Here is a 19,780-nt window from a genome sequence, read left to right as displayed (position 1 = left end):
CGCCACAAGGAAAGGAATGGCATGCGGTTTCTGAAGGTGCTGTTCTGGCTGTTGCTGGGCGGCCTCGTCGCAGCCTTCGTGATCTACAATGGCGACGAGCGCGTCGGCATTCGCCTGTGGGGCGGGCTCATCGCCGATTTCAGCCTGCCGCTGCTGCTCGTCATCGTCTTCCTGCTCGGGCTGCTCCCTGCCCTCGTCGCATACCAGACCCTGCGATGGCGTTCGCGCCAGCGGCTTGCCGGGCTCGAACGCGCGCTCGCCGACCTGCGCGCCGTCGCCCCCACCGAACCTGCGGGCGGCTCTTCCGAACCCGGCCTTCCCCTGCTGGCGGAGCGCCAGCCATGAGCGCGCCGATCTACGTCGCGCTCGACACGCCTGACATCGAACGCGCCAAGGCGATCGCCCAGCGCGTCCGCAACCATGTCGGCGGGATCAAGCTCGGGCTCGAATTCTTCATGGCCAATGGCCGCCACGGCGTCCGCGAGATGGCAGAGATCGGGCTACCGATCTTCCTCGACTTGAAGTTCCACGACATCCCCAACACCGTCGCCAAGGCGATCCAGTCGCTGCGTCCGCTTGAGCCGGCGATCCTCACCGTTCACGCCGCCGGCGGCCGCGCGATGCTCGAGGACGCCAAGGCTGCGGCCCCTCTCGGCACCAAGGTCGTCGCCGTGACGATGCTCACCAGCCTCGATGCCAGCGACCTGCGCTCGATCGGGCTCAGCCCCGATCCGCACGAGCAGGTCGTCCGTCTCGCAGAGCTGGCGCAGTCTGCCGGGGTCGATGGCATCGTCTGCTCGGGCGAGGAAGTCGCCGCGGCGAAGAAGGCCTGGCAGGACGGTTTCTTCGTCGTCCCCGGCGTCCGCCCCGCCAACGGCAGCATCGGCGACCAGAAGCGCGTTGTCACCCCGCGCGCTGCGCTCGATTCTGGTGCATCGATCCTGGTGGTCGGCCGCCCGATCACCCAGGCCGAAGATCCCGACCAGGCGGCACGTGAGATAGAGGCAACCCTATAGGAGGCAGCGATGGTGCGGATTGCGGGTTTCGGACTGTTCGCGTTCCTCCTCGCCTTGTTCGGCCTCCACGCCGCGGCGCCGCTGCAATCCGCCAGCTTCGACTGCACCAAAGCGAGCCACCCGCTCGAAAAGACGATCTGCGCCAGCCCGAAACTCGCAAAGCTCGATGGTGAGGTTGCCGCGCTGTACCGCACCCACCTCGCCCAACTGTTCGACAGGGCGAGCTTCCGCAACCAGCAGCGCGACTGGCAGCAGATCCTCCGCACGCGCTGCGCGATGACCTGCGATCCCGCCACCGTCGAGGCCGACTATACCCGGCAGCGCGACACGTTGCGCGCCTTCACCGAAGAGACCTGGGAAGCGAGCTACAAGACTGCCGATGTCGCCACGCTGACGATCACGCATATCGACGCCAGCCAGTTCGACTTCGCGCTGGCGCGCGACCGCGAAGGCGAGCAACTGTGCAAGTTCCCGGCGAACGACGGCGAAGCCGGCGCCGTCGCGACGCTTGTTTCTCCCGCCAAGGCGAGCTGGAGCGCGGGGGCATGCTGGATCGACTTCGTCCTCGCTCGCGACCGCACCGGGCATGTCACTCGTATCGACGCCAGCGCCTCGCCCGGCTGCAAGCGCCATTGCAAGGGCAAGTACGCGCTGGGCGACGCCTTCCTGCCCGCGAACAACTGGGTCGCTGGCAACCAATAGTCCCCCTTGCCAACGCGCCGCCGCCGCCCGACACGCACATAATGGCCGAGGTCACGATCCGTATCGCTACACGCGACGACCTGCCCGCGCTCCATCCGGTGATCGAGCGCGCCTATCGCGGCGAGACCGCGCGCGGCGGTTGGACCCACGAAGCAGATCTGATCGATGGCGCGCGCACCGACATCCCGACACTCACTGCAATCGTCGACGATCCCACGCAGTGCCTGCTCGTCGCGCTCCGCGACGGCACGACGATCGGGTGCGTGCAGGTGAGCGACAGAGGACAGGGCCTGGCGTATCTGGGCCTGCTCTGCATCGATCCAACGCTCCAGGCGGGCGGCTATGGCAAGCTGCTCGTCACTGCCGCCGAGCAACTCGCGCGCGACACGTTTGGCGCGGCCGCGATGGAAATGACCGTCATCGACGTCCGGCGGAAGCTGATCGAATTCTACGAGCGCCGGGGGTATCGTGTCTCGGGCGAGAAGCGCGACTTCCCGATCGCGCTCGATCCGCCGTTATTCATGGACGTCCTCGTAAAGCAGCTCGCCTGACAGGAAACCCCGCACTTCGGCCGGCGTGCCGAGCCAGACCAGCTCGCCCCCGAACCCCGCCAGCCTGGCCTCGACTCGCGGCAGCCCGCGCAAACGGAAGCTCAGCACATACCAGAGGAAGGCCAGGTCGAGCCGCTCGGGGCATCCGGGCGCCATATCGACGCGAACCCTTCCGCGCGTCGCGAGCCAGCGCCGCACGATCCGCCAGGTGCACCGAAACGGCGAGAGATCGAGCAGCACCACTTTGTCCGCCCGCGCCAGTCGCGTCGCGAGCGTGCCCGAATAATTGCCCTCGATGATCCAGCGCGGCGTCGCCGTGATGGCCGCTACGCGCGCCTCGAATTCGGGCCGCTGCGTCTCCACCCAGCCCGGCTGCCAATAGAGTTGGTCAAGAGGATAGAGCGGCAGGCCGGTCTGTTCGGCCAGCACACGCGCCAGCGTCGATTTGCCGCTGCCCGGCGATCCGATGACGAGAATGCGTTCGGCCATAGATTTTCTTAGCCTCCCGGGCGGGTGACGTCGCGCGCGATTGCACCTAAGGGCGTGCCATGCGCGTCCAGGCAAAAATCTGTGGCCTAACCACATTCGAAACCCTCGATACCGCCGTTCGCCACGGCGCCAGCCATGTCGGCTTCGTGTTCTTCCCGCCGAGCCCGCGCAATCTCGGCTTTGACCAGGCGCGCGCGCTCGCCACGCGGGCACCTGCGCATGTCCAGAAGATCGGCGTGTTCGTCGATCCCGACGATGCCATGCTCGACGCGGCGCTCGCCGCCGGGCTGGACGCGGTCCAGCTCCATAAGGTCACTCCCGATCGCGCCGCCGCGATCCGCCGCCGCGTGCCGGTCTGGGTCGCGTTAGCGGTCAAGACCGCCGCCGATCTCCGCGCCGCCGCCGGTTTCCAGGCCGCCGCCGATCGCATCCTCTATGACGCCAAGACGCCGGAAGGCGCCGCCCTGCCCGGCGGCATGGGGCTGCGCTTCGACTGGACCTTGCTTCAGGGCCACCGTCCTCCTTTGCCCTGGGCGCTCTCGGGGGGCCTCGATCCCGACAATGTCGCCGAGGCGATCCGCGTCACCGGCGCCCCGCAGGTCGACGTCTCCTCGGGCGTCGAGAGTGCCCCTGGCGTCAAGGATGTTGCCAAGATCGCCGCGTTCCTCCAAGCGGTGGCGCGATGTTGAGGTTGTCCGCCCCCCGTGTCGCGTTTCGATGGCGCTGATCGCTCGCCCCTTAGCCAGCGACTGCCCTCCGAACCTGTGAGACCGACATGACCGACACCGCCACCCTGCCCAATTCCTTGCGCAACCTCCCCGACGAGCGCGGCCATTTCGGCCAGTTCGGCGGCCGCTTCGTCGCCGAGACGCTGATGCCGCTGATCCTCGACCTCGAGGCGCACTATCGCGCCGCCAAGGCCGACCCTGCCTTCCAGGCAGAGTTCGACGATCTGCTTGAGCATTATGTCGGTCGCCCAAGTCCGCTTTACTATGCCGAGCGGCTGACCGACGCCTTACGCGCGAGCGCGCCCGAGGGAATGGGCGCGCAGGTTTGGTTCAAACGCGACGAGCTCAACCACACCGGCGCGCATAAGATCAACAATTGCATTGGCCAGATCCTGCTCGCGATCCGGATGGGCAAGACGCGGATCATCGCCGAGACAGGCGCCGGCCAGCACGGCGTCGCCACCGCCACGGTGTGCGCGCGGTTCGGGCTCCCCTGCGTGATCTACATGGGCGCGACCGACGTCGTCCGGCAGCAACCCAATGTCTTCCGGATGAAGCTGCTCGGCGCGGAAGTCCGCCCGGTGACTGCCGGTGCCGCGACGCTCAAGGACGCAATGAACGAGGGCCTGCGCGACTGGGTCGCCAACGTTCATGACACCTTTTACATCATCGGCACCGCCGCCGGCCCGCACCCCTATCCCGAGCTCGTCCGCGACTTTCAGAGCGTGATCGGCCGGGAAGCGCGCGAGCAGATGCTCGCGCGCACCGGTCGCCTGCCCGACCTGCTGGTCGCGGCGATCGGCGGAGGTTCGAATGCGATCGGCCTGTTCCACCCCTTCCTCGACGATTCCGACGTGCGCATGCTCGGCGTCGAGGCGGCGGGTCATGGCCTCGACAAGGAACACGCCGCGAGCCTTGCCGGCGGGGCGCCCGGCATTCTCCACGGCAACAAGACCTATTTGCTTCAGGACGAGGACGGCCAGATCACCGAGGGCCACTCGATATCGGCCGGGCTCGATTATCCCGGCATTGGCCCCGAGCACGCCTGGCTGCGCGACATCGGCCGGGTCGATTATGACAGCGCGACCGATCAGGAAGCGCTCGATGCGTTCCAGCTGCTGTGCCGCACGGAGGGTATTATCCCCGCGCTCGAGCCTTCGCATGCAATTGCGGCCGTAGCTCGCAAGGCACGGGAAATGCGGCAGGATCAGATCATTCTCGCTAATCTTTGCGGCCGTGGCGACAAGGACATTTTCACTGTCGCCGAAGCGCTCGGCGTGGAGATTTAAGTGTCTGCCCGTCTCACTTCTGCGTTTACCCGCGCTTCCGATCGCGGCCGCGCTGCGCTGGTGACCTTCGTCACGGCCGGTGACCCCTCCCCCGCCGCGACTGGCCCGATCCTCGACGCGCTGGTCGAGGGCGGTGCCGACGTGATCGAGCTTGGCATGCCGTTCACCGATCCGATGGCGGACGGCCCGGCAATCCAGGCCGCGAACATCCGCAGCCTCGCCGCCGGCACGCGTACCGCCGACGTGCTCGCCATCGCGCGCGCCTTTCGCGATCGCCACCCGCAGGTGCCGCTGGTGCTGATGGGATATGCCAACCCGATGGTCCGCAGAGGTGCCCTGTGGTTCGCGCAGGCCGCACAGGCAGCCGGCGTCGATGGGGTGATCTGCGTCGATATTCCACCCGAGGAAGACGACGCACTCGGGCCGGAGCTGCGCGATCACGGTATCGCCCCGATCCGCCTCGCCACACCCACCACCGACGCCGCGCGCCTCCCCGCCGTGCTCGAAGGCGCGTCGGGCTTCGTCTATTACGTCTCGGTCGCCGGAATCACGGGGCTCCAGCAAGCCGCGCAGGCGTCGATCGAGGAGGCCGTGGGCAAGCTCAAGGCTGCAACCAGCGTTCCCGTCGCGGTCGGCTTCGGCGTCCGCACCCCTGAGCAGGCGGCGGCGATCGGCCGCGTCGCCGATGGCGTCGTCGTCGGCTCGGGGATCGTCGATCTGGTCGGCAAGCACGGCACGCAAGCGCCCGCGGCCGTCCGCGCCTATATCCAATCCCTATCCGCGGCGCTGGAAGCCGCCCGCAAGGAAGTCGCATGAGCTGGATCAGCCGCGTCCGCAACGCCCTCGCCTATGTCACCACCAAGGCGACCGACACCCCCGACAATCTCTGGCACAAGTGCAAGGGCTGCGGGACGATGGTATTCACCAAGGAGCTGGAGGACAATCTCTACGTCTGCCCGACCTGCGACCATCATGAGCGCATCGGCCCGGCGCGGCGCTTCGAGTATCTGTTCGACAAGAACAGCTATACCGTGATCGCCAGCCCCAAGGTCGCCGAGGATCCCTTGAAGTTCCGCGACCAGAAGCCCTATCCCGCCCGCCTGAAGGCCGCGCGCGCCGCAACCGGCGAGCCCGACGCGTTCCTCAACGCTTCGGGCACGATCCACGGCCAGAAGGCTGTGATCGGCGTCCAGGACTTCGCCTTCATGGGCGGATCGATGGGTCAGGCGGTCGGCGAGGCGTTCATCGCCGGGGTCGAGGCCGCGATCGGCGCGCGCGCGCCGTACATCGTGTTCACCGCCTCGGGCGGCGCGCGCATGCAGGAAGGTATCCTCAGCCTGATGCAGATGCCGCGCACCACCGTCGCGATCGAGATGCTCCACGACGCCGGCCTGCCCTATATCGTCGTGCTTACCGATCCCACCTCGGGCGGGGTGATGGCCGCTTATGCGATGCTCGGCGACGTCCAGATCGCCGAGCCGCGCGCCACGCTGGCCTTCACCGGTCGCCGCGTGATCGAGAACACGATCCGCGAGAAGCTGCCCGACGATTTCCAGACCTCGGAATATTATCGCGACCACGGCCTGGTCGACATGGTCGAGCATCGCAAGGACCTGCGCGACGTGCTCGGCCGCCTGATCGGCCTGCTCTGCAACGCGAAAGAGGCGGCGTGACTCTTCTCAAGCCCCTTCCCTTCAGGGGAGGGGTTGGGAGTGGGGCCTGTCCGTCTCACCAAGACTTGAGCCTGAGGCACTGCCTTACTCCGACCTCTCCGTTAATGGGGAGGGGCTAGTGGACTTCGCCACCTCCGCCGACCCCGCCGTCCAGCGCCAGCTCGACCGTCTCGGCGCGCTCTCCCCCGGGGCCGACATCCTCGGCCTCGAACGCATCACCCGGCTGCTGGCGCGCCTCGGCGATCCCCACCTCCGCCTGCCCCCGGTGCTCCACGTCGCCGGCACCAACGGCAAGGGCTCGACCTGCGCCTTCCTCCGCGCCGCGATCGAGGCTGCGGGCCTCACCACCCACGTCTATTCGAGCCCGCACCTCGTGCGCTTCAACGAGCGCATCCGCCTCGCCGGCACGCTGATCGCCGACGACCAGCTTGCCCAGTTGCTCGGCGAAGTCCTGGATGTCGGTGGCGATATCGGCGCGAGCTTCTTCGAAATTACTACCGCCGCCGCGTTTCTCGCCTTCGCCCGCGTGCCTGCCGACGCCTGCATCATCGAAGTCGGGCTCGGCGGCCGGCTCGACGCGACCAACGTCCTGCCCGATCCCATCGCCACGGCAATCGCCCAGCTCGGCATCGACCACCAGAGCTTCCTCGGCGACACCCTCCCGCAGATCGCCGCGGAAAAGGCCGGGATCGCCAAGCCCGGCGTGCCGCTGGTGACGATGGCCTATCCGCCCGAGATCGCCGATGTCGTCGGCCGCTTCGTCCAGACCGTCGCTGCGCCGGTATTCGCGCAAGGGTCGGCCTGGGACTATGCCGTGGCCGAGGGCGAACTCCACTACCGCGACGGCGCGGGCGAGGTCGCAACACCCCTACCCGCGCTCGCCGGCCCGCATCAGCCCGGCAACCTTGCGCTGGCGATCGCGATGCTCCGCCGCCAGCACGTCCTGGCCATTCCCGACGAAGCGCTCGCCACGGCGGCGCGCACCGCCCATTGGCCCGCGCGGATGCAGCACTTGTCGGCCGGCCCGCTGCTCGGCCTGCTTCCCCAAGGCGCCGACCTCTGGCTCGACGGTGGCCACAACGCCAACGCCGCCGAAGCAGTAAGCGCTGCAACCGCGACGATCGCCGCGAACCGCCCGCTCCACCTCGTCCTCGGAATGCTCGAGAACAAGGACGCCGAGACGATGATCGCCCGCTTTGCGCCGCTCGCCACGTCGCTGACGGCGGTGCCCATCCCCGGCCATCCGCACCACGCCCCCGTCGCCCTCACGCGACTTGCCGCCGCGCGCGGCATCGCCACCGTCGGTGCCGCGTCGGACACGCGCACCGCGCTGGGCATGATCGCCGGCCGATCCGATCCGCGCGGTGCCCCGCCGGTCGTTCTTATCCTCGGCTCGCTTTATCTGGCCGGCATGGTGTTGCTGGCGAACGACGAACTGCCCGACTGATGCGCCTTATTGCGATTGACTATCAATAGCGGACTAGCGACACTGGCTGCCTGACATTCAGCGGGAGTCGTCCATGACCGCCACCAAGACCCTGACCGCCACGCTTCCGGTGTTCCAGCCCGAGGATGCCGGCGCGCGCCTGCTCCTCTTCGGCATCCGCCAGATGGGCGCGCATGGGCTGCATGACGCGTGTACGGCGCACGCCTTCGTCACGGCGTTCGGCCGGGGGTTCCAGCGCCCGCTGGTGCTGCTGCGCGCGCTGATGGCCGAGATGTCGACCGCCTCCGCGGGCCCAATCCAGATCGCCCCCTGGTGCTGCGCGCGGATGACCGGACCCGAGGCGATGCTTCTCCAGGTGATCGCCCAGGTCCGCACCCATCCCGAACGCGCCAACATGCTCCTCGCCGACCTGCTCGGCATCCGCGACGCCACCAGCATCGGCTTCACCGCCCACGCGCTGGCGAACGCCTTTGCCGATCTCGCGCTGCCGCTGGACGAGGGAGCAATCGTTTAATGCATTGCGTGGTTTCTTCGCCATGCGTGAACGGTCGAGATTGGTAGGGGGGCGACATTCGCGAGCCACAATGCTCGCTTAATACTCATTCGACCGGTCGCGCGGGATGATCAAATGTCCAGACACGGAAGGCCAGGAAGCCCATCGTGATGATCCAGCCGGTTAAGACGCAATATACCAAGACTGCAGGCACTGGCGCCCTGACGTTCAAAACCCAGAGAAATGCAATCATTCCCGCCATCACCAGAAGACTGGGTAAGGTCATCCCCGTAAACCATGTTACCTTACCAAGTCGCTCCGTCATGTACAGGAGCGCTACTGGAACGAGCGCGACCGCCAACGTCGGACTCGCAAGATCGTCAACTCCTGCTACGGCCAAAACATAAAAAGCCGCCGTGAATATAAGGAAGAGCACCGCTACCTTCTGACTGTCTGAAGATTCCCGAGCTAACATTTTTTGCATCGACGCGAAAACAGTCATAGCTCAGATATGCCTCAAAAGCCTGCCAGCTATAAGGTTAAGCGCGCTTCTTGAATGATCGCAAGTTGGCAATTCCTGTCATGACGGCTATCGCAGCAACGGCCCCTCAGGCAACCTAACCGCAGTTACCCGCCAGCTTAGACCCTGCAGCTCGAACACCATCTCCGGCCCCACCCCGCGCGTCGGCGCGAGCGTGAAGCGGCGCAGCGACACGCGGCGGACCGCCAAGTCGCCGGATTGTCCGCCGGCGATCCCTGGCCGCGCCGCCTGCGCCACCGCCGCGCTGGCAAACAGCGCACGCATCCCCTCGGGCGTCACCGCCGCGTCGACCACCGGATCGGCGAGCCGCTCGACCAGTTTTGCCCCCAGCCGATCGAGCGCAGAGCCCTGCCGGTCATCGCTGCGGTCGCGAAGCTGCGTCTTGAGGTCGGCGCGCACCGCCGGATAATCGATCCGCGCGGAGATCGCAGTCAGGTCGCGCGCATCGGCCGCTTTCTTGAGTTCCATCAGCGTCAGATAGGGCGAACCCCACAACCAGCCGCCCACCGCCGCGACCAGCAGCACGACGAGCCCGAGAATCCAGCGCCTCATTGAATCCCCTTCTCACGCAGCCCGGCGAGCGCTTCGCCCGCCCAGCGGTACATGCCGGCATCGGCGGCGCGCTGGTGCCGGCTCAGCCGCTTCATCCGTCCCTCGACTTCCTCAAGCACGCCGAGTGCCTTGCGCTCCCAACCCTGCTCGATCAGCAACGCGGCATAGCGGCAGCGCGCTTCCTCGCCGGGCATGCGCGTGACGATATCCGCGTAGAGGTCGAGCGCCTCCGCTTTCCGACCGACATGATCTAGCGCCCGCGCGCGCAGCAGCGCCTGGCGGTCGCGCTCGCTCTGCCCCATCGGCGCCGGAATCGCGTCGAGCAGGGTCAGCGTCTCGGCGGCGTGCCCCGTCTCAAACAGCGACAGCGCGAGCTTGCCTTGCGTACGCACATCGGGCTCGCCCGGCGTCATCGCGATGCTCTCGCGATAGAGCGGCACCGCCTCGCCGTGCCGCCCCAGCGCCGCCAGCGCATCGGCGACGCGCAGCCGGTTGGCGGCGGTATCGGCGAGCTCCAGCGCGTCAAGCGCCGCGCGCAGCTCGCGTTCGGGATCGATCGCGTCGATCGCCTTGGCGCGTGCGGTGCGGACATGCCGGTTGCTGCCCATCCCCGGCAGCACCTCGACGACCAGATAAGCGAGCGCGCTCACCACCGGCAGGAAGATCAGCGCGGTCAGCCACAGCGGATTGCGCCCGGTACGCATCAGATGGACGATGCACAGCACCTGCAGCCCGATAACGGCGATGTACGGCATCAGGCAGTCATTTCTTCCGAGGCAGCGGCAGACGTGCGGGGTGCCCCGCGCCACCATTCGGCGAGCACCAGCACCACTGCCACGCCGCCAAGCCCCGCGGTTAGGAAGAAGATGTTCGCATAGCCGTATATCTCGATCGCCTCTCCCGTTGCAGCGCGGCCCAACGCGCCGACGAGGAAGGTCATCGACGAGAGCAGCGCATATTGCACCGCGCTATACTCGCGCGAAGTAATCGACGAGATGTACGCCACGAACGCGGTGCCCGCGAGGCCGCCGGCGATGTTCTCACCAGAGATCGCGATCATCAGCCGCAGCATCCGCGGCTCGATTCCGCTATGGTCGAGAAAGAGCAGTTGCGCGAAGCCGTCGATCCCCGCCCCGCCAAGCGCGAGATCGGCGTAGAGCAGGTTCGAAGCCGCCGCGACGATCCCCCCCGCGAGCAGGGTCGGCATCCGCCCCCATGCCGCGAGCATCACGCCACCCAGAGCGACACCGATGATCGTCATCACCACGCCGAACAGCTTGGATGCGAACGCGACCTCGTCGTTAGTGTACTGCAATTCGCTGAGATAGAAGGGGAAGGCGAAGGGCGCCCAGATCGAGTCGGCGATCCGGTAGAGCAGGATCAGCGCTAGCACGAGGAACGCGCCCCAGCGCAGCCGCCCAACGATCTCGGCGAGCGGCAGAATCAGCGCGCGATAGCAGTGATTGGCGAACCCGCCGGACCTGGACTCGGATTCGCCGTCGAGCTTTGGCAGCCGGTTGGTCCATCCCGCGATCAGCGCGGGCAGGATGACAGTGGCAACGATAATCCACGGCCCCCAGTTCTGGGTAAACGTTCCGGCCGAGGGCGCGATCGAGCCGGGAGCGGGCGGAGTCAGCGCCGCTACCATGAAACTGCCGAGCATGAAGATCGCCCAGCCCCAGCAGACCGCCACGATCGTCAGCACTATTGCACGCTGGCGCCTTTCGGGGACGCTGTGTCCCGCAAGCGGCGAGGACTCGTCCGCCGGATCGCGCCGCTCCTCTGGCGTGAACAGAGTCATCACCAGCGCCGCGAGCATCACGAAGCCGAACCCGACATAGACCGTTGGCCAGCTCAGCCGCGCCGCGAGCACCAGCGCCAGCGCGCCGCCTGTCAACGCCGCGAACCGGTTCCCGAGCTGGTAGATCGCCGACAGCAGGTCGACTGTGGCGGTCTCGTCGGCGACTTCAATGCGCCACGCGTCGATCACCACGTCCTGCGTCGCCGAGAGGAACGCCGCGATCACGGCGAGCACAGCGAAGCTGCCGATCGCCGTGACCGGATCGGTCGCCGCGAGCATCCATAGCAGCACTGCCAGCGCGCCTTGACACAGCACCAGCCAAGACCGCCGCCGGCCGAGCCGCGAGAGCAGCGGCAGCTGCGCCCGATCCACCACCGGCGACCAGAGGAACTTAAAGGCATAGGCCAGGCCGATCCACGAGAGCACGCCGATCGTCGCGAGGCTCACCTTGAGCTCGCCCAGCCAGGCATTGAGCGTGCCGATCAGCAGCACGAACGGGATTCCCGACGCGAATCCCAACACCAGCATCGCTGCCGTCTTGCGGTTGCGCGCCGCCGCGCGCGCCAATGCCCAGCCTTTCAATTTCTCACTCACCGTCCACCCTCGCTTGGTCGGCAGGAACCTAGCGAAAACCCGGGAGAAGGATAGCCTCGAACGCGAAGAGCGGCGACAGCCCGCCGCTGAAGCTACGCAAGACCCCGGAGCCGTACCTCGAGCCGGCCGGCCCGCCTATAATACGGTTAACCCTTGTCAGGATCTGCCAACATGCCCGCCATTGCCGCCAGCCGCGCCCTTGCGCCGCAGACCAGCGCTTCCACCGATTCCGCCGCGCGCGTCGCGGTATCGCTGTCGATACTGTCGTGGCTCACCGTCGTCATCGCGCTGTTCTGGCGCTGAGGCCCGCCATGCTCCACACCCCGATCCCGCACCAACTCGCCCTCCGCGAAGACGAGAAGCGTCTTCCGCCCGCCGCCGGCGTGCTGATCGCCGCGGGCACGTCGCTAGTGCTGTGGGGCGCGATCTATCTGGGCTACGTCCTCGCCTTTTGATCCGGCCCGGGCGCCGCGAACAGGCTGAAGCTCCCCGGCAGCTTGCGCGGCTTCCTTCCCGCCATCACCGCTTCGATCGCCTGGATCGCGGCGAGCAGGTCGCGCTGCGGATAGGGTTTTGCGAGACATCCCGCCGCGAGCCTACGCGCCTCCCCTGGACAATTGCCGGTGACGAACAGCACTTGCACGCCGCGGGCATGCGCCGCGCCCGCCACTTCGACTCCGCTGCCATCGGAGAGCCCGACATCGACGAGCACCAGGTCGATCGCCGCATCGGCTTGAATCGCCGACAACGCATCGGCAACCGAATCGACCGTCGCGACGATCTCATACCCCTCGCTGCCCAGGAAATGCTCGGTGTCGAACGCGACCAGCGGCTCGTCCTCGACCAGCAGCACCCGCTCGATTAGCCGCTTCTTCTTGACGAACAACATCGCACCGCTTTCATCCGCGGCGTGGCCCCGTGCCCCGCAAACCGCTCCCAACGCACCAAAAGCCCTTCCGGACCGCAATAATTTTTGCCGCGCCGAGCAATATCGCTATATCGCCGCGGTGTCCCCATCCAAGCCCCCCGAAACCCAGCGCATCGCGAAGTTGCTCGCCCGTGCCGGAATTGCGTCGCGCCGTGAGATCGAGCGGATGATCGCCGAAGGGCGCATCGCGCTCGACGGCAAGGTCCTCGATACTCCTGCCACCCTGCTCACCTCGCTCGACGGCGTCACCGTCGACGGCAATCCGGTCGCCGCGGCCGAGCCCGCCCGGCTGTTCCGCTACCACAAGCCCGCCGGGCTGCTCACCGCAGAGCGCGACTTCACCGGCCGCCCGACGATCTACGATCGCCTGCCCGAGGGTCTGCCCCGTGTCATGCCCGTCGGCCGGCTCGATTTGAACACCGAGGGCCTGCTGCTCCTCACCACCGACGGCGGGCTCAAGCGCGAGCTCGAGCTGCCCTCCACCGGGGTCGAACGCAGCTATCGTGCCCGCGCCTATGGCCAGGTCAGCCAGCCCGAGCTCGAGGCGTTGATGCTTGGGGTAGAGATCGAAGGCGTTCGCTACGGCCCGATCAACGCCAATATCGAGCGCCGCACCGGTGCGAACGTGTGGATCGAATTGACCCTCACCGAAGGCAAGAACCGCGAAGTCCGTCGCGTGCTCGAATATCTCGGGCTCGAAGTGAACCGGCTGATCCGCACGCGCTACGGCCCGTTCTACCTGGGCGACCTGCCCGCAGGCGATGTCGACGAGATCCGCCCGAGCGACCTCGCCACCTTCCGTACCGTGCTGTCCAAGCCCGGCGGGGGCAAAGCGGCGTCGAACCTGCAATTCTCGATCCGCGCCCGCGTCGAGGCACCCGCGCCCAAGCCCCAGCCGGTGGTCGAGCCCGACCGCCGCATGCGCCGCGCTCCGGTCAAGCCCGCACCCGTCGCCCCGCAAGGCCCGCGCTTCACGCCGCGTGCTACGCCACCGGCCCGCACTGACCGCCCGGCTTTTGGCGAAGATCGCGCGCCACGGGGCGAGCTGCGCGGCGCTCCCGGCGCCCGGGCGCCCGCCCGCGCCGAGCGGCCCCGCGGCGAAGGCCGTCCTACCACCGACAAGCCGTTCGCTCGCGCGGAGCGGCCCGCGCGCGCCGAGGGTCGCCCCGCCGCGAGTGAATCGCGGTTCAAGCCCGGCGCCAAGCCGCGCGCGATAGGCGAGCGTCCCGCACGCGACGACGCCCGCCCACCGGCACGCGAAGCCCGCTTCTCCCCCCGGGGCACGCCGCCGGCACGCCCCGACCTGCCGGCGCGCGAGGATAGCGTCGCCAAGCCCGCCCGTGCCGCGCGCGCCAAAGCGCATCGCGACCAGCAGGAGCCGCGCACTGGCGACATCGTCGATCGGCCGCGCGGCCAGCGTCCGACGAAGGGCCCGGCTGGTGGCCGGGGCAAGCCCGCCAAGCCGGGCCGTCCGCCGAGGTCTCGGAAGTAGTGCGCATCATCGCCGGAGAATGGCGCGGCCGTCCGCTCGTCGCCCCCAAGGGCGACACCACCCGCCCCACCGCCGATCGTACCCGCGAGGCGTTGTTCTCGATGCTCGCTAGCCGCATCGGCAGCTTCGAAGAGCTCGCAGTCGCCGACCTCTTCGCGGGATCGGGCGCGCTCGGACTCGAGGCGCTGTCGCGCGGTGCGGCCTCGTGTCTGTTCGTTGAGCACGACAAAGCCGCGCTCGATGCACTCAAGGCCAATATCGCCAAACTGGGCGCCAAGGGTGCCGAAGTTCGCGTCACGTCGGCACTCGCGCTCGGCCCCGCAGTCAAGCCGCTCGACCTGATCGTGATGGACCCGCCCTACGGCACCGGCGCCGGCGTCGTCGCGCTCGACAAGCTTGGCCGCCTCGGCTGGGTCGGCCCCGCGACCTGGATCAGCATCGAGACCGCCAAACCCGAGGAGATCGTGCTCGCCGGCTACGAGGTCGACACCAGCCGCGTCCACGGCAAGGCCAGGCTCACGCTGCTACGCAAAGCCGGGTAACGCCAGAACCGGCCTTTGACGTACCCCTATTGTTCCTCCACAAGGGGGCAAAGGGGGCTGGCCATGCAATTCCACCATCGGGCGGTGCCGATCGTGCTGTCCGCGATCCTGATCGACTCGATCGGCTTCGGGATCGTCATGCCCGTCCTCCCCCGCCTGATCGTCGAACTTGCCTGGGTCTCGCTCGAGGACGCCGCCCGCATCGGCGGCTATATGCTCGCCGCCTATGCCGTCACCCAGTTCTTTGCAGGCCCCATCCTCGGCACGCTGGGCGATAGCTTCGGCCGCCGCCCGGTCCTGCTCTTCTCGATGCTCGCCTTCGCCGCCGATTACGCGCTGATGGCTGCTGCCCCCAGCATCGCCTGGCTGTTCGTCGGCCGGATGGTCGCGGGGATCGCCGGCGCCTCCTACGGCCCCGCCAATGCCGTCCTCGCAGACGTCACGCCGCCCGACAAGCGTGGCGCGACCTTCGGGCTGATGGGGGCGGCGTTCGGTATCGGCTTCATTCTCGGCCCGGCGATGGGCGGACTGCTCGCCGGGCTCGGCACCCGCGCGCCATTCATCGCCGCAGCGGTGCTCGCCGGGCTCAACGCACTCTGGATCCTGATCGCGCTACCCGAGACGATGCTGCCCGAGCAGCGCCGCGCCTTCCGCTGGGGCAATGCGCATGTCTTCGCCGCATTCAGGCCGCTGCTGCATGCGGGCAATGCCCGCTGGCTGCTGCTCGCCGCGTTCCTGTGGCAATTCGCGCACATGGTCTATCCATCGACCTGGGCATTCTGGTCCGAGATCGCGCTAGGCTGGGACGAGCAGGCGATCGGCTGGTCGCTCGCCGCCTCGGGCGTGGCGATGGCCTTGGTCCAGACGCTGGTCACCGGCCGCGCGATCCAGCGCTGGGGCGAGGAACGCACCGTCGTGCTCGGCATCCTCGCCGGCGGCCTCGTTTTCTTCGGCTACATCTTCGCGCGCCAGGGCTGGATGGTCTATGCCCTCATCCCGATCAGCGCGTTCCAGGCGCTGGCATACCCCTCGATCAACGCGCTGCTTTCGCGGATGACCGACGCGCAGCATCAGGGCGCGCTCCAGGGCGGGATGGCCAGCCTCAACAGCGTCGCGCTGATCCTAGCCCCGCTCACGCTCAGCCAGGCACTGGCCTTCAGCGCCGAGCGCGGCTTTCCTTCCGGCAACTTCATCCTCGCCGCCGGCCTCGCGCTCGCCGCGCTGCTGATCGTGATCTTCCGCGTCGTGCCGAAAGTGCGCCCCGCGCCGGTTGCGTAACGAACCGCGATGCCCATCTCCCGGGCACAGCCACGGAGATTCACATGATCGAGCTCTATTACTGGCCCACCCCCAACGGCCACAAGATCACGCTCTTCCTTGAGGAAGCGGGGCTCGACTATGCGATCCACCCGGTCGATATCGGCAAGGGGCAGCAATTCGACCCCGAATTCCTCAAGTTCAGCCCGAACAACCGCATGCCGGCGATCATCGATCGCGCCCCGGCCGATGGCGGCGAGCCGATCAGCGTGTTCGAGAGCGGCGCGATTCTGCTCTATCTCGCCAACAAGACGGGTCGGTTCTTCGGCCCGGACCAGCGCACCAAGATCGAGCAGTCGCAATGGCTGATGTGGCAGATGGGCGGCCTCGGCCCGATGGCCGGGCAGAACGGCCATTTCAACGTGTATGCCCCCGAGAAGATCGATTACGCCATCAATCGCTATGTCAACGAAACCAATCGCTTGTATGGCGTGCTCAACAAGCGATTCGAGGGTCGCGACTATATCGCAGGCGACTATTCGATCGCCGATATGGCGTGCTACCCCTGGATCGTCCCGCACGAGGCGCACAAGCAGGATCTGCACGACTTCCCCGCACTGAAAGCCTGGTTCGAACGCATCGCCGCCCGCCCGGCAACGATCCGTGCCTATGATAAGGGCGGCGAAGTCCGCTCTTACAGCGCTCTGATGACGGAGGAGGAGCGGAAGATCCTGTTCGGGCAGAGGGCGGATTCGAAGGCATGACCCAGACAAACCCCATTCCCTGAAGGGGCTAAGCGACTTTCGAAACTTGCGTATGGCGTTCGTCCCGAGGCTCGGTTAGCGTCGCGGACATATGGGGGACACAGACACGACCGCCGCGGCCCTGCTCGCTGGCGACTTCGCCACGCTACCCGATCTGATCCGCGCCCATGCCCGCGAACGCGGCGCCAAGCCCGCGATCCACTTCGGCGAGCAAAGCATCACCTATGCCGAGCTCGACCGCACCATGAACCGCATCGCCTTCGCGCTCCAGCGCGACGGCGTCCAGCCCGGCGCAGCGGTTGCGATCCTCGGCCCCTCCTCGCTCGACTACGCCCTGGTCTTTCTCGGCGCACTGCGGGCCGGCTGCGTCGCCGCCCCACTCGCGCCCTCGGCCACCCCCGACCAGCTCGCCGCGATGGTCGCTGACTGCGCCGCGCCGATCCTGTTCCACGACGCGGCGCACGACATCGCCGTGCCGGTGCGGAAAGTCGCGCTTGATGCGCTGGACGACTGGCTCGGCGACGGCACTCCCGTCCCTGCCCCGGTCGGACCCCAGGACCCGTTCAACATCATCTATTCCTCCGGCACCACCGGCACGCCCAAGGGCATCGTCCAGCCCCATGCGATGCGCTGGGTCCATATCGCCCGCGCCCCCGCCGGGTTTGGCGAGGCAGTGACGATGGTCGCCACGCCGCTCTATTCGAACACCACCCTGGTCAGCTTCCTGCCGACGCTCGGCTGGGGCGGCACGGTGGTGCTGCTCGCCAGGTTCGAAGCACGCGACTATCTCGTTCAGGCCGAGAAGCATCGCGGCAGCATCACGATGCTGGTGCCCGTCCAGTATCAGCGGATCATGGCCGATCCCGAGTTCGACCGGTTCGACCTCTCCAGCTTCACGCTCAAGACGTGCACAAGCGCGCCCTTCTCGGCCGCACTCAAGGCCGATGTCCTCGCGCGCTGGCCCGGGCTGCTCGTCGAATATTACGGGATGACCGAAGGCGGCGGTACCACGATCCTCGTCTGCAACGCCCATCCCGACAAGCTCCACACCGTCGGCAAGCCGCTCGAAGGTCAGGATATCCGCCTGATCGACGACGAAGGCCACGAAGTCCCTCAGGGCGAAGTCGGCGAGGTGGTCGGCCGCTCGGCGGCGATGATGACGGGCTATCACGGCCGCGCGGAGGCGACCGATGCCGCGACCTGGTACGACCCAGCAGGCAATCGCTTCATCCGCCACGGCGACATCGGCCGCTTCGACGATGAAGGCTTCCTCACGCTGCTCGACCGCAAGAAGGACCTGATCATCTCGGGCGGGTTCAACGTCTACCCCTCCGACCTCGAGGCCGTACTCGCCGGGCACCCCGATGTGGCAGATTGCAGCGTCGTCGGCGTGCCCTCGGAGCAATGGGGCGAGACTCCGGTCGGCTTCTATGTCGGCAGCGGCCAACCCGCCGAGATCCTGGACTGGTGCAACGCCAAGCTCGGCAAGACCCAGCGCCTCGCCGACCTTCACCGCCTCGAGGAACTGCCCCGCAACGCGATCGGCAAGGTGCTCAAGCGCGCGCTGCGCGACCGCTACGCATGACACCGATCGCCGACATCCTCGCCGCCGCCGAGCCCAGCGACACCGGCTTCCGCGCCGCGATCCCGGCCGACTGGATGCAGGGCCGCACCGCCTATGGCGGGCTTTCCGCCGCGCTCGCGCTCCAGGCTGCGCTGGACTGCGAGCCCGATCTGCCGCCGCTCCGCTCGGCGCAGGTCGCGTTCATCGGCCCGCTCGCCGGCGAAGTGACCGTCACCGCGACCAAGCTACGCCGCGGCCGCAACGCCGCCTTCCTCCAGTCCGACGTGACCTCGGAGGCCGGCCTCGGCCTGCGCGCCACCTTCGTGTTCATGGCCGAACTCCCCTCGGTCATCGTCCATGACGAGGCCCGGCGCGGTCCCATCGCTCCGCCCGCGCCCAATGCCGAACTGTATACCGGCCCCGAGGGCTTCTTCACCGGCAACTTCAACTTCTGGGATTCGAAGGCCGATCTCGGCCCCGCCGAATGGCTGCGCTGGGCCCGCCTGCGCGGCCGCGAGGGGCTCCACCCGATGGTCGAACTGATGGCGATCGGCGATGGCCTGCCCCCCGGCGCGTTCAAGCTCGCCGCGCAGCGCCAGACCCCGCTAAGCTCGCTCAACTGGCAGATCAATTTCCTCACCCCCGAGCCTGCGACCCAGGACGGCTGGTGGCTCCTCCACGCCCGCGCCGACACCGCACACCACGGATACAGCAGCCAGCGGATGTCGATCTGGAACGCGGCCGGCGAACCCGTCGCCGAAGCGATGCAGGGCGTGGCGATCTTCGGCTGAACCCGAAGACGGAACTGTCGGGACGCGACAATTTGCGACACTTTGCCCCCGCGCTGACAAACCCCTGCGACAGCTCTCCGCCAGAACATCCATCAGTCGCGGATGTCCCGCGCCCCGGAGGTTCGCACCATGAAGAAAACGCTCGCCGCGCTGCTCGGCGCTTCGCTCCTCGCCACCCCCGTCCTCGCCGCCCCCCAGGCCGGCGACATGTTCGCCAAGGCGGATGCCAATGGCGACGGCGCCGTCACCCAGGCCGAGTTCCTCGCCGATGTCGACGCACGCTTTGCCGGGCTCGACGCCAACAAGGATGGCAAGATCTCCAAGGACGAGCGTCCCGGAAACGGCGAGCGCGGCGGCCGCATGCTCAACCGCCTGGACACCGACGGCGACGGTGCGATCTCGCTCGCCGAGCAGCGCGCCCAGGCGACCAAGCGCTTCGCCCGCCTCGATACCAACGGCGACGGCAAGCTCGATCAGGCCGAGCGTGCAGCCGCGCGCGAGCGCATGCGCGGCATGATGGAGCGTCGCAGCGGCGGCGAGTAGTTCCCCCCTGTGCCGGGCGGCCA

Annotated in this window: 24 protein-coding genes and 1 pseudogene; 19 read left to right on the top strand and 6 right to left on the bottom strand. The window is 67.7% G+C overall.

What is annotated here, in order from left to right:
• Nucleotides 1–21 precede the first annotated feature (21 nt).
• The 4 genes from RZN05_RS05605 to RZN05_RS05590 are packed head-to-tail and all read left to right on the top strand — an operon-like array spanning nucleotide 22 to nucleotide 2,269.
• Complete coding sequence (locus RZN05_RS05605) at nucleotides 22–345, top strand: LapA family protein (protein ID WP_317225634.1); 324 nt, start codon at nucleotides 22–24, stop codon at nucleotides 343–345.
• Complete coding sequence (gene pyrF, locus RZN05_RS05600) at nucleotides 342–1,016, top strand: orotidine-5'-phosphate decarboxylase (RefSeq protein WP_317225633.1); 675 nt, start codon at nucleotides 342–344, stop codon at nucleotides 1,014–1,016. The genes RZN05_RS05605 and pyrF overlap by 4 nt, the downstream gene beginning before the upstream one ends.
• Before the next feature lie 9 nt (nucleotides 1,017–1,025).
• Nucleotides 1,026–1,718, top strand: coding sequence for a lysozyme inhibitor LprI family protein (locus RZN05_RS05595; protein WP_317225632.1), 693 nt, complete (start codon nucleotides 1,026–1,028; stop codon nucleotides 1,716–1,718).
• A gap of 41 nt (nucleotides 1,719–1,759) precedes the next feature.
• Nucleotides 1,760–2,269 carry a GNAT family N-acetyltransferase gene (locus RZN05_RS05590; RefSeq protein WP_317225631.1) on the top strand — a complete coding sequence of 170 codons (510 nt, stop codon included), beginning with the start codon at nucleotides 1,760–1,762 and terminating at the stop codon, nucleotides 2,267–2,269.
• On the opposite strand, the gene RZN05_RS05585 is transcribed toward RZN05_RS05590, so the two are convergent.
• The gene (locus RZN05_RS05585) at nucleotides 2,234–2,758 is read right to left on the bottom strand and encodes an AAA family ATPase (protein ID WP_317225630.1); all 525 of its coding nucleotides are present in this window, start codon (nucleotides 2,756–2,758) and stop codon (nucleotides 2,234–2,236) included. The genes RZN05_RS05590 and RZN05_RS05585 overlap by 36 nt on opposite strands.
• A 59-nt stretch (nucleotides 2,759–2,817) precedes the next feature.
• Here RZN05_RS05585 and RZN05_RS05580 point away from each other — a divergent pair, with 59 nt between their 5' ends.
• From RZN05_RS05580 to RZN05_RS05555, 6 genes are all read left to right on the top strand, one after another.
• Nucleotides 2,818–3,447: a phosphoribosylanthranilate isomerase gene (locus tag RZN05_RS05580; RefSeq protein WP_317225629.1), complete on the top strand. Its 630-nt coding sequence runs from the start codon at nucleotides 2,818–2,820 to the stop codon at nucleotides 3,445–3,447.
• Between the two features lie 86 nt (nucleotides 3,448–3,533).
• Nucleotides 3,534–4,775, top strand: coding sequence for a tryptophan synthase subunit beta (gene trpB, locus RZN05_RS05575; protein ID WP_317225628.1), 1,242 nt, complete (start codon nucleotides 3,534–3,536; stop codon nucleotides 4,773–4,775).
• Nucleotides 4,776–5,591: a tryptophan synthase subunit alpha gene (trpA, locus tag RZN05_RS05570; RefSeq protein ID WP_317225627.1), complete on the top strand. Its 816-nt coding sequence runs from the start codon at nucleotides 4,776–4,778 to the stop codon at nucleotides 5,589–5,591. It begins immediately after the preceding gene.
• Entirely contained in the window at nucleotides 5,588–6,448 is an 861-nt protein-coding gene (accD, locus tag RZN05_RS05565; protein WP_317225626.1) for an acetyl-CoA carboxylase, carboxyltransferase subunit beta, read from the top strand. The genes trpA and accD overlap by 4 nt, the downstream gene beginning before the upstream one ends.
• Nucleotides 6,449–6,566: 118 nt before the next feature.
• Nucleotides 6,567–7,895, top strand: a complete 1,329-nt coding sequence (locus tag RZN05_RS05560) for a bifunctional folylpolyglutamate synthase/dihydrofolate synthase (RefSeq protein WP_317225625.1) — start codon at nucleotides 6,567–6,569, stop codon at nucleotides 7,893–7,895.
• Nucleotides 7,896–7,968: 73 nt separating this feature from the next.
• Entirely contained in the window at nucleotides 7,969–8,409 is a 441-nt protein-coding gene (locus RZN05_RS05555; RefSeq protein WP_317225624.1) for a DUF6628 family protein, read from the top strand.
• An 85-nt stretch (nucleotides 8,410–8,494) separates the two neighbouring features.
• Here RZN05_RS05555 and RZN05_RS05550 read toward each other — a convergent pair whose 3' ends face one another.
• From RZN05_RS05550 to RZN05_RS05535, 4 genes are all read right to left on the bottom strand, one after another.
• Nucleotides 8,495–8,890 carry a hypothetical protein gene (locus tag RZN05_RS05550; protein ID WP_317225623.1) on the bottom strand — a complete coding sequence of 132 codons (396 nt, stop codon included), beginning with the start codon at nucleotides 8,888–8,890 and terminating at the stop codon, nucleotides 8,495–8,497.
• 87 nt (nucleotides 8,891–8,977) lie between these two features.
• Nucleotides 8,978–9,481 carry a DUF2939 domain-containing protein gene (locus RZN05_RS05545; protein WP_317225622.1) on the bottom strand — a complete coding sequence of 168 codons (504 nt, stop codon included), beginning with the start codon at nucleotides 9,479–9,481 and terminating at the stop codon, nucleotides 8,978–8,980.
• A complete protein-coding gene (locus tag RZN05_RS05540) occupies nucleotides 9,478–10,236 on the bottom strand; it encodes a tetratricopeptide repeat protein (protein WP_317225621.1) in 759 nt (252 codons plus the stop codon). The genes RZN05_RS05545 and RZN05_RS05540 overlap by 4 nt, the downstream gene beginning before the upstream one ends.
• Nucleotides 10,236–11,876, bottom strand: coding sequence for an AmpG family muropeptide MFS transporter (locus tag RZN05_RS05535; protein ID WP_317225620.1), 1,641 nt, complete (start codon nucleotides 11,874–11,876; stop codon nucleotides 10,236–10,238). Before RZN05_RS05535 ends, RZN05_RS05540 begins: the two co-directional genes overlap by 1 nt.
• Before the next feature lie 171 nt (nucleotides 11,877–12,047).
• Here RZN05_RS05535 and RZN05_RS05530 point away from each other — a divergent pair, with 171 nt between their 5' ends.
• Nucleotides 12,048–12,179, top strand: a complete 132-nt coding sequence (locus RZN05_RS05530) for a hypothetical protein (protein WP_317225619.1) — start codon at nucleotides 12,048–12,050, stop codon at nucleotides 12,177–12,179.
• Nucleotides 12,180–12,187: 8 nt separating this feature from the next.
• Complete coding sequence (locus RZN05_RS05525; protein ID WP_317225618.1) at nucleotides 12,188–12,331, top strand: hypothetical protein; 144 nt, start codon at nucleotides 12,188–12,190, stop codon at nucleotides 12,329–12,331.
• On the opposite strand, the gene RZN05_RS05520 is transcribed toward RZN05_RS05525, so the two are convergent.
• Nucleotides 12,313–12,765 carry a response regulator gene (locus RZN05_RS05520; RefSeq protein ID WP_317225617.1) on the bottom strand — a complete coding sequence of 151 codons (453 nt, stop codon included), beginning with the start codon at nucleotides 12,763–12,765 and terminating at the stop codon, nucleotides 12,313–12,315. The genes RZN05_RS05525 and RZN05_RS05520 overlap by 19 nt on opposite strands.
• Between RZN05_RS05520 and RZN05_RS20710 the strand changes: the two are divergent.
• The 7 genes and pseudogenes from RZN05_RS20710 to RZN05_RS05485 form a co-directional block, all read left to right on the top strand.
• Nucleotides 12,752–13,615 (top strand): annotated as a pseudogene (locus RZN05_RS20710) (pseudouridine synthase); the annotation flags it as partial. The gene RZN05_RS05520 and the pseudogene RZN05_RS20710 sit on opposite strands and share 14 nt — an antisense overlap.
• A 680-nt stretch (nucleotides 13,616–14,295) precedes the next feature.
• Nucleotides 14,296–14,838 carry a 16S rRNA (guanine(966)-N(2))-methyltransferase RsmD gene (gene rsmD / locus RZN05_RS05510; RefSeq protein ID WP_317225616.1) on the top strand — a complete coding sequence of 181 codons (543 nt, stop codon included), beginning with the start codon at nucleotides 14,296–14,298 and terminating at the stop codon, nucleotides 14,836–14,838.
• Nucleotides 14,839–14,901: 63 nt separating this feature from the next.
• Nucleotides 14,902–16,116, top strand: coding sequence for an MFS transporter (locus RZN05_RS05505; protein WP_317225615.1), 1,215 nt, complete (start codon nucleotides 14,902–14,904; stop codon nucleotides 16,114–16,116).
• Between the two features lie 44 nt (nucleotides 16,117–16,160).
• Nucleotides 16,161–16,859 carry a glutathione binding-like protein gene (locus RZN05_RS05500; protein ID WP_317225614.1) on the top strand — a complete coding sequence of 233 codons (699 nt, stop codon included), beginning with the start codon at nucleotides 16,161–16,163 and terminating at the stop codon, nucleotides 16,857–16,859.
• Nucleotides 16,860–16,950: 91 nt separating this feature from the next.
• Entirely contained in the window at nucleotides 16,951–18,444 is a 1,494-nt protein-coding gene (locus RZN05_RS05495) for a class I adenylate-forming enzyme family protein (protein ID WP_317225613.1), read from the top strand.
• The gene (locus tag RZN05_RS05490; RefSeq protein WP_317225612.1) at nucleotides 18,441–19,214 is read left to right on the top strand and encodes a thioesterase family protein; all 774 of its coding nucleotides are present in this window, start codon (nucleotides 18,441–18,443) and stop codon (nucleotides 19,212–19,214) included. Before RZN05_RS05495 ends, RZN05_RS05490 begins: the two co-directional genes overlap by 4 nt.
• A gap of 129 nt (nucleotides 19,215–19,343) precedes the next feature.
• On the top strand, nucleotides 19,344–19,757 hold the full coding sequence (locus tag RZN05_RS05485; RefSeq protein WP_317225611.1) for an EF-hand domain-containing protein: 414 nt from the start codon (nucleotides 19,344–19,346) through the stop codon (nucleotides 19,755–19,757).
• The last annotated feature ends 23 nt before the right edge of the window (nucleotides 19,758–19,780 follow it).

The organism is Sphingomonas sp. HF-S4, from assembly GCF_032911445.1.
Taxonomy (GTDB): domain Bacteria; phylum Pseudomonadota; class Alphaproteobacteria; order Sphingomonadales; family Sphingomonadaceae; genus Sphingomonas; species Sphingomonas agrestis.
Note: the sequence above shows the minus strand (reverse complement) of the source record. Positions and strands in the feature narration are given on the sequence as shown.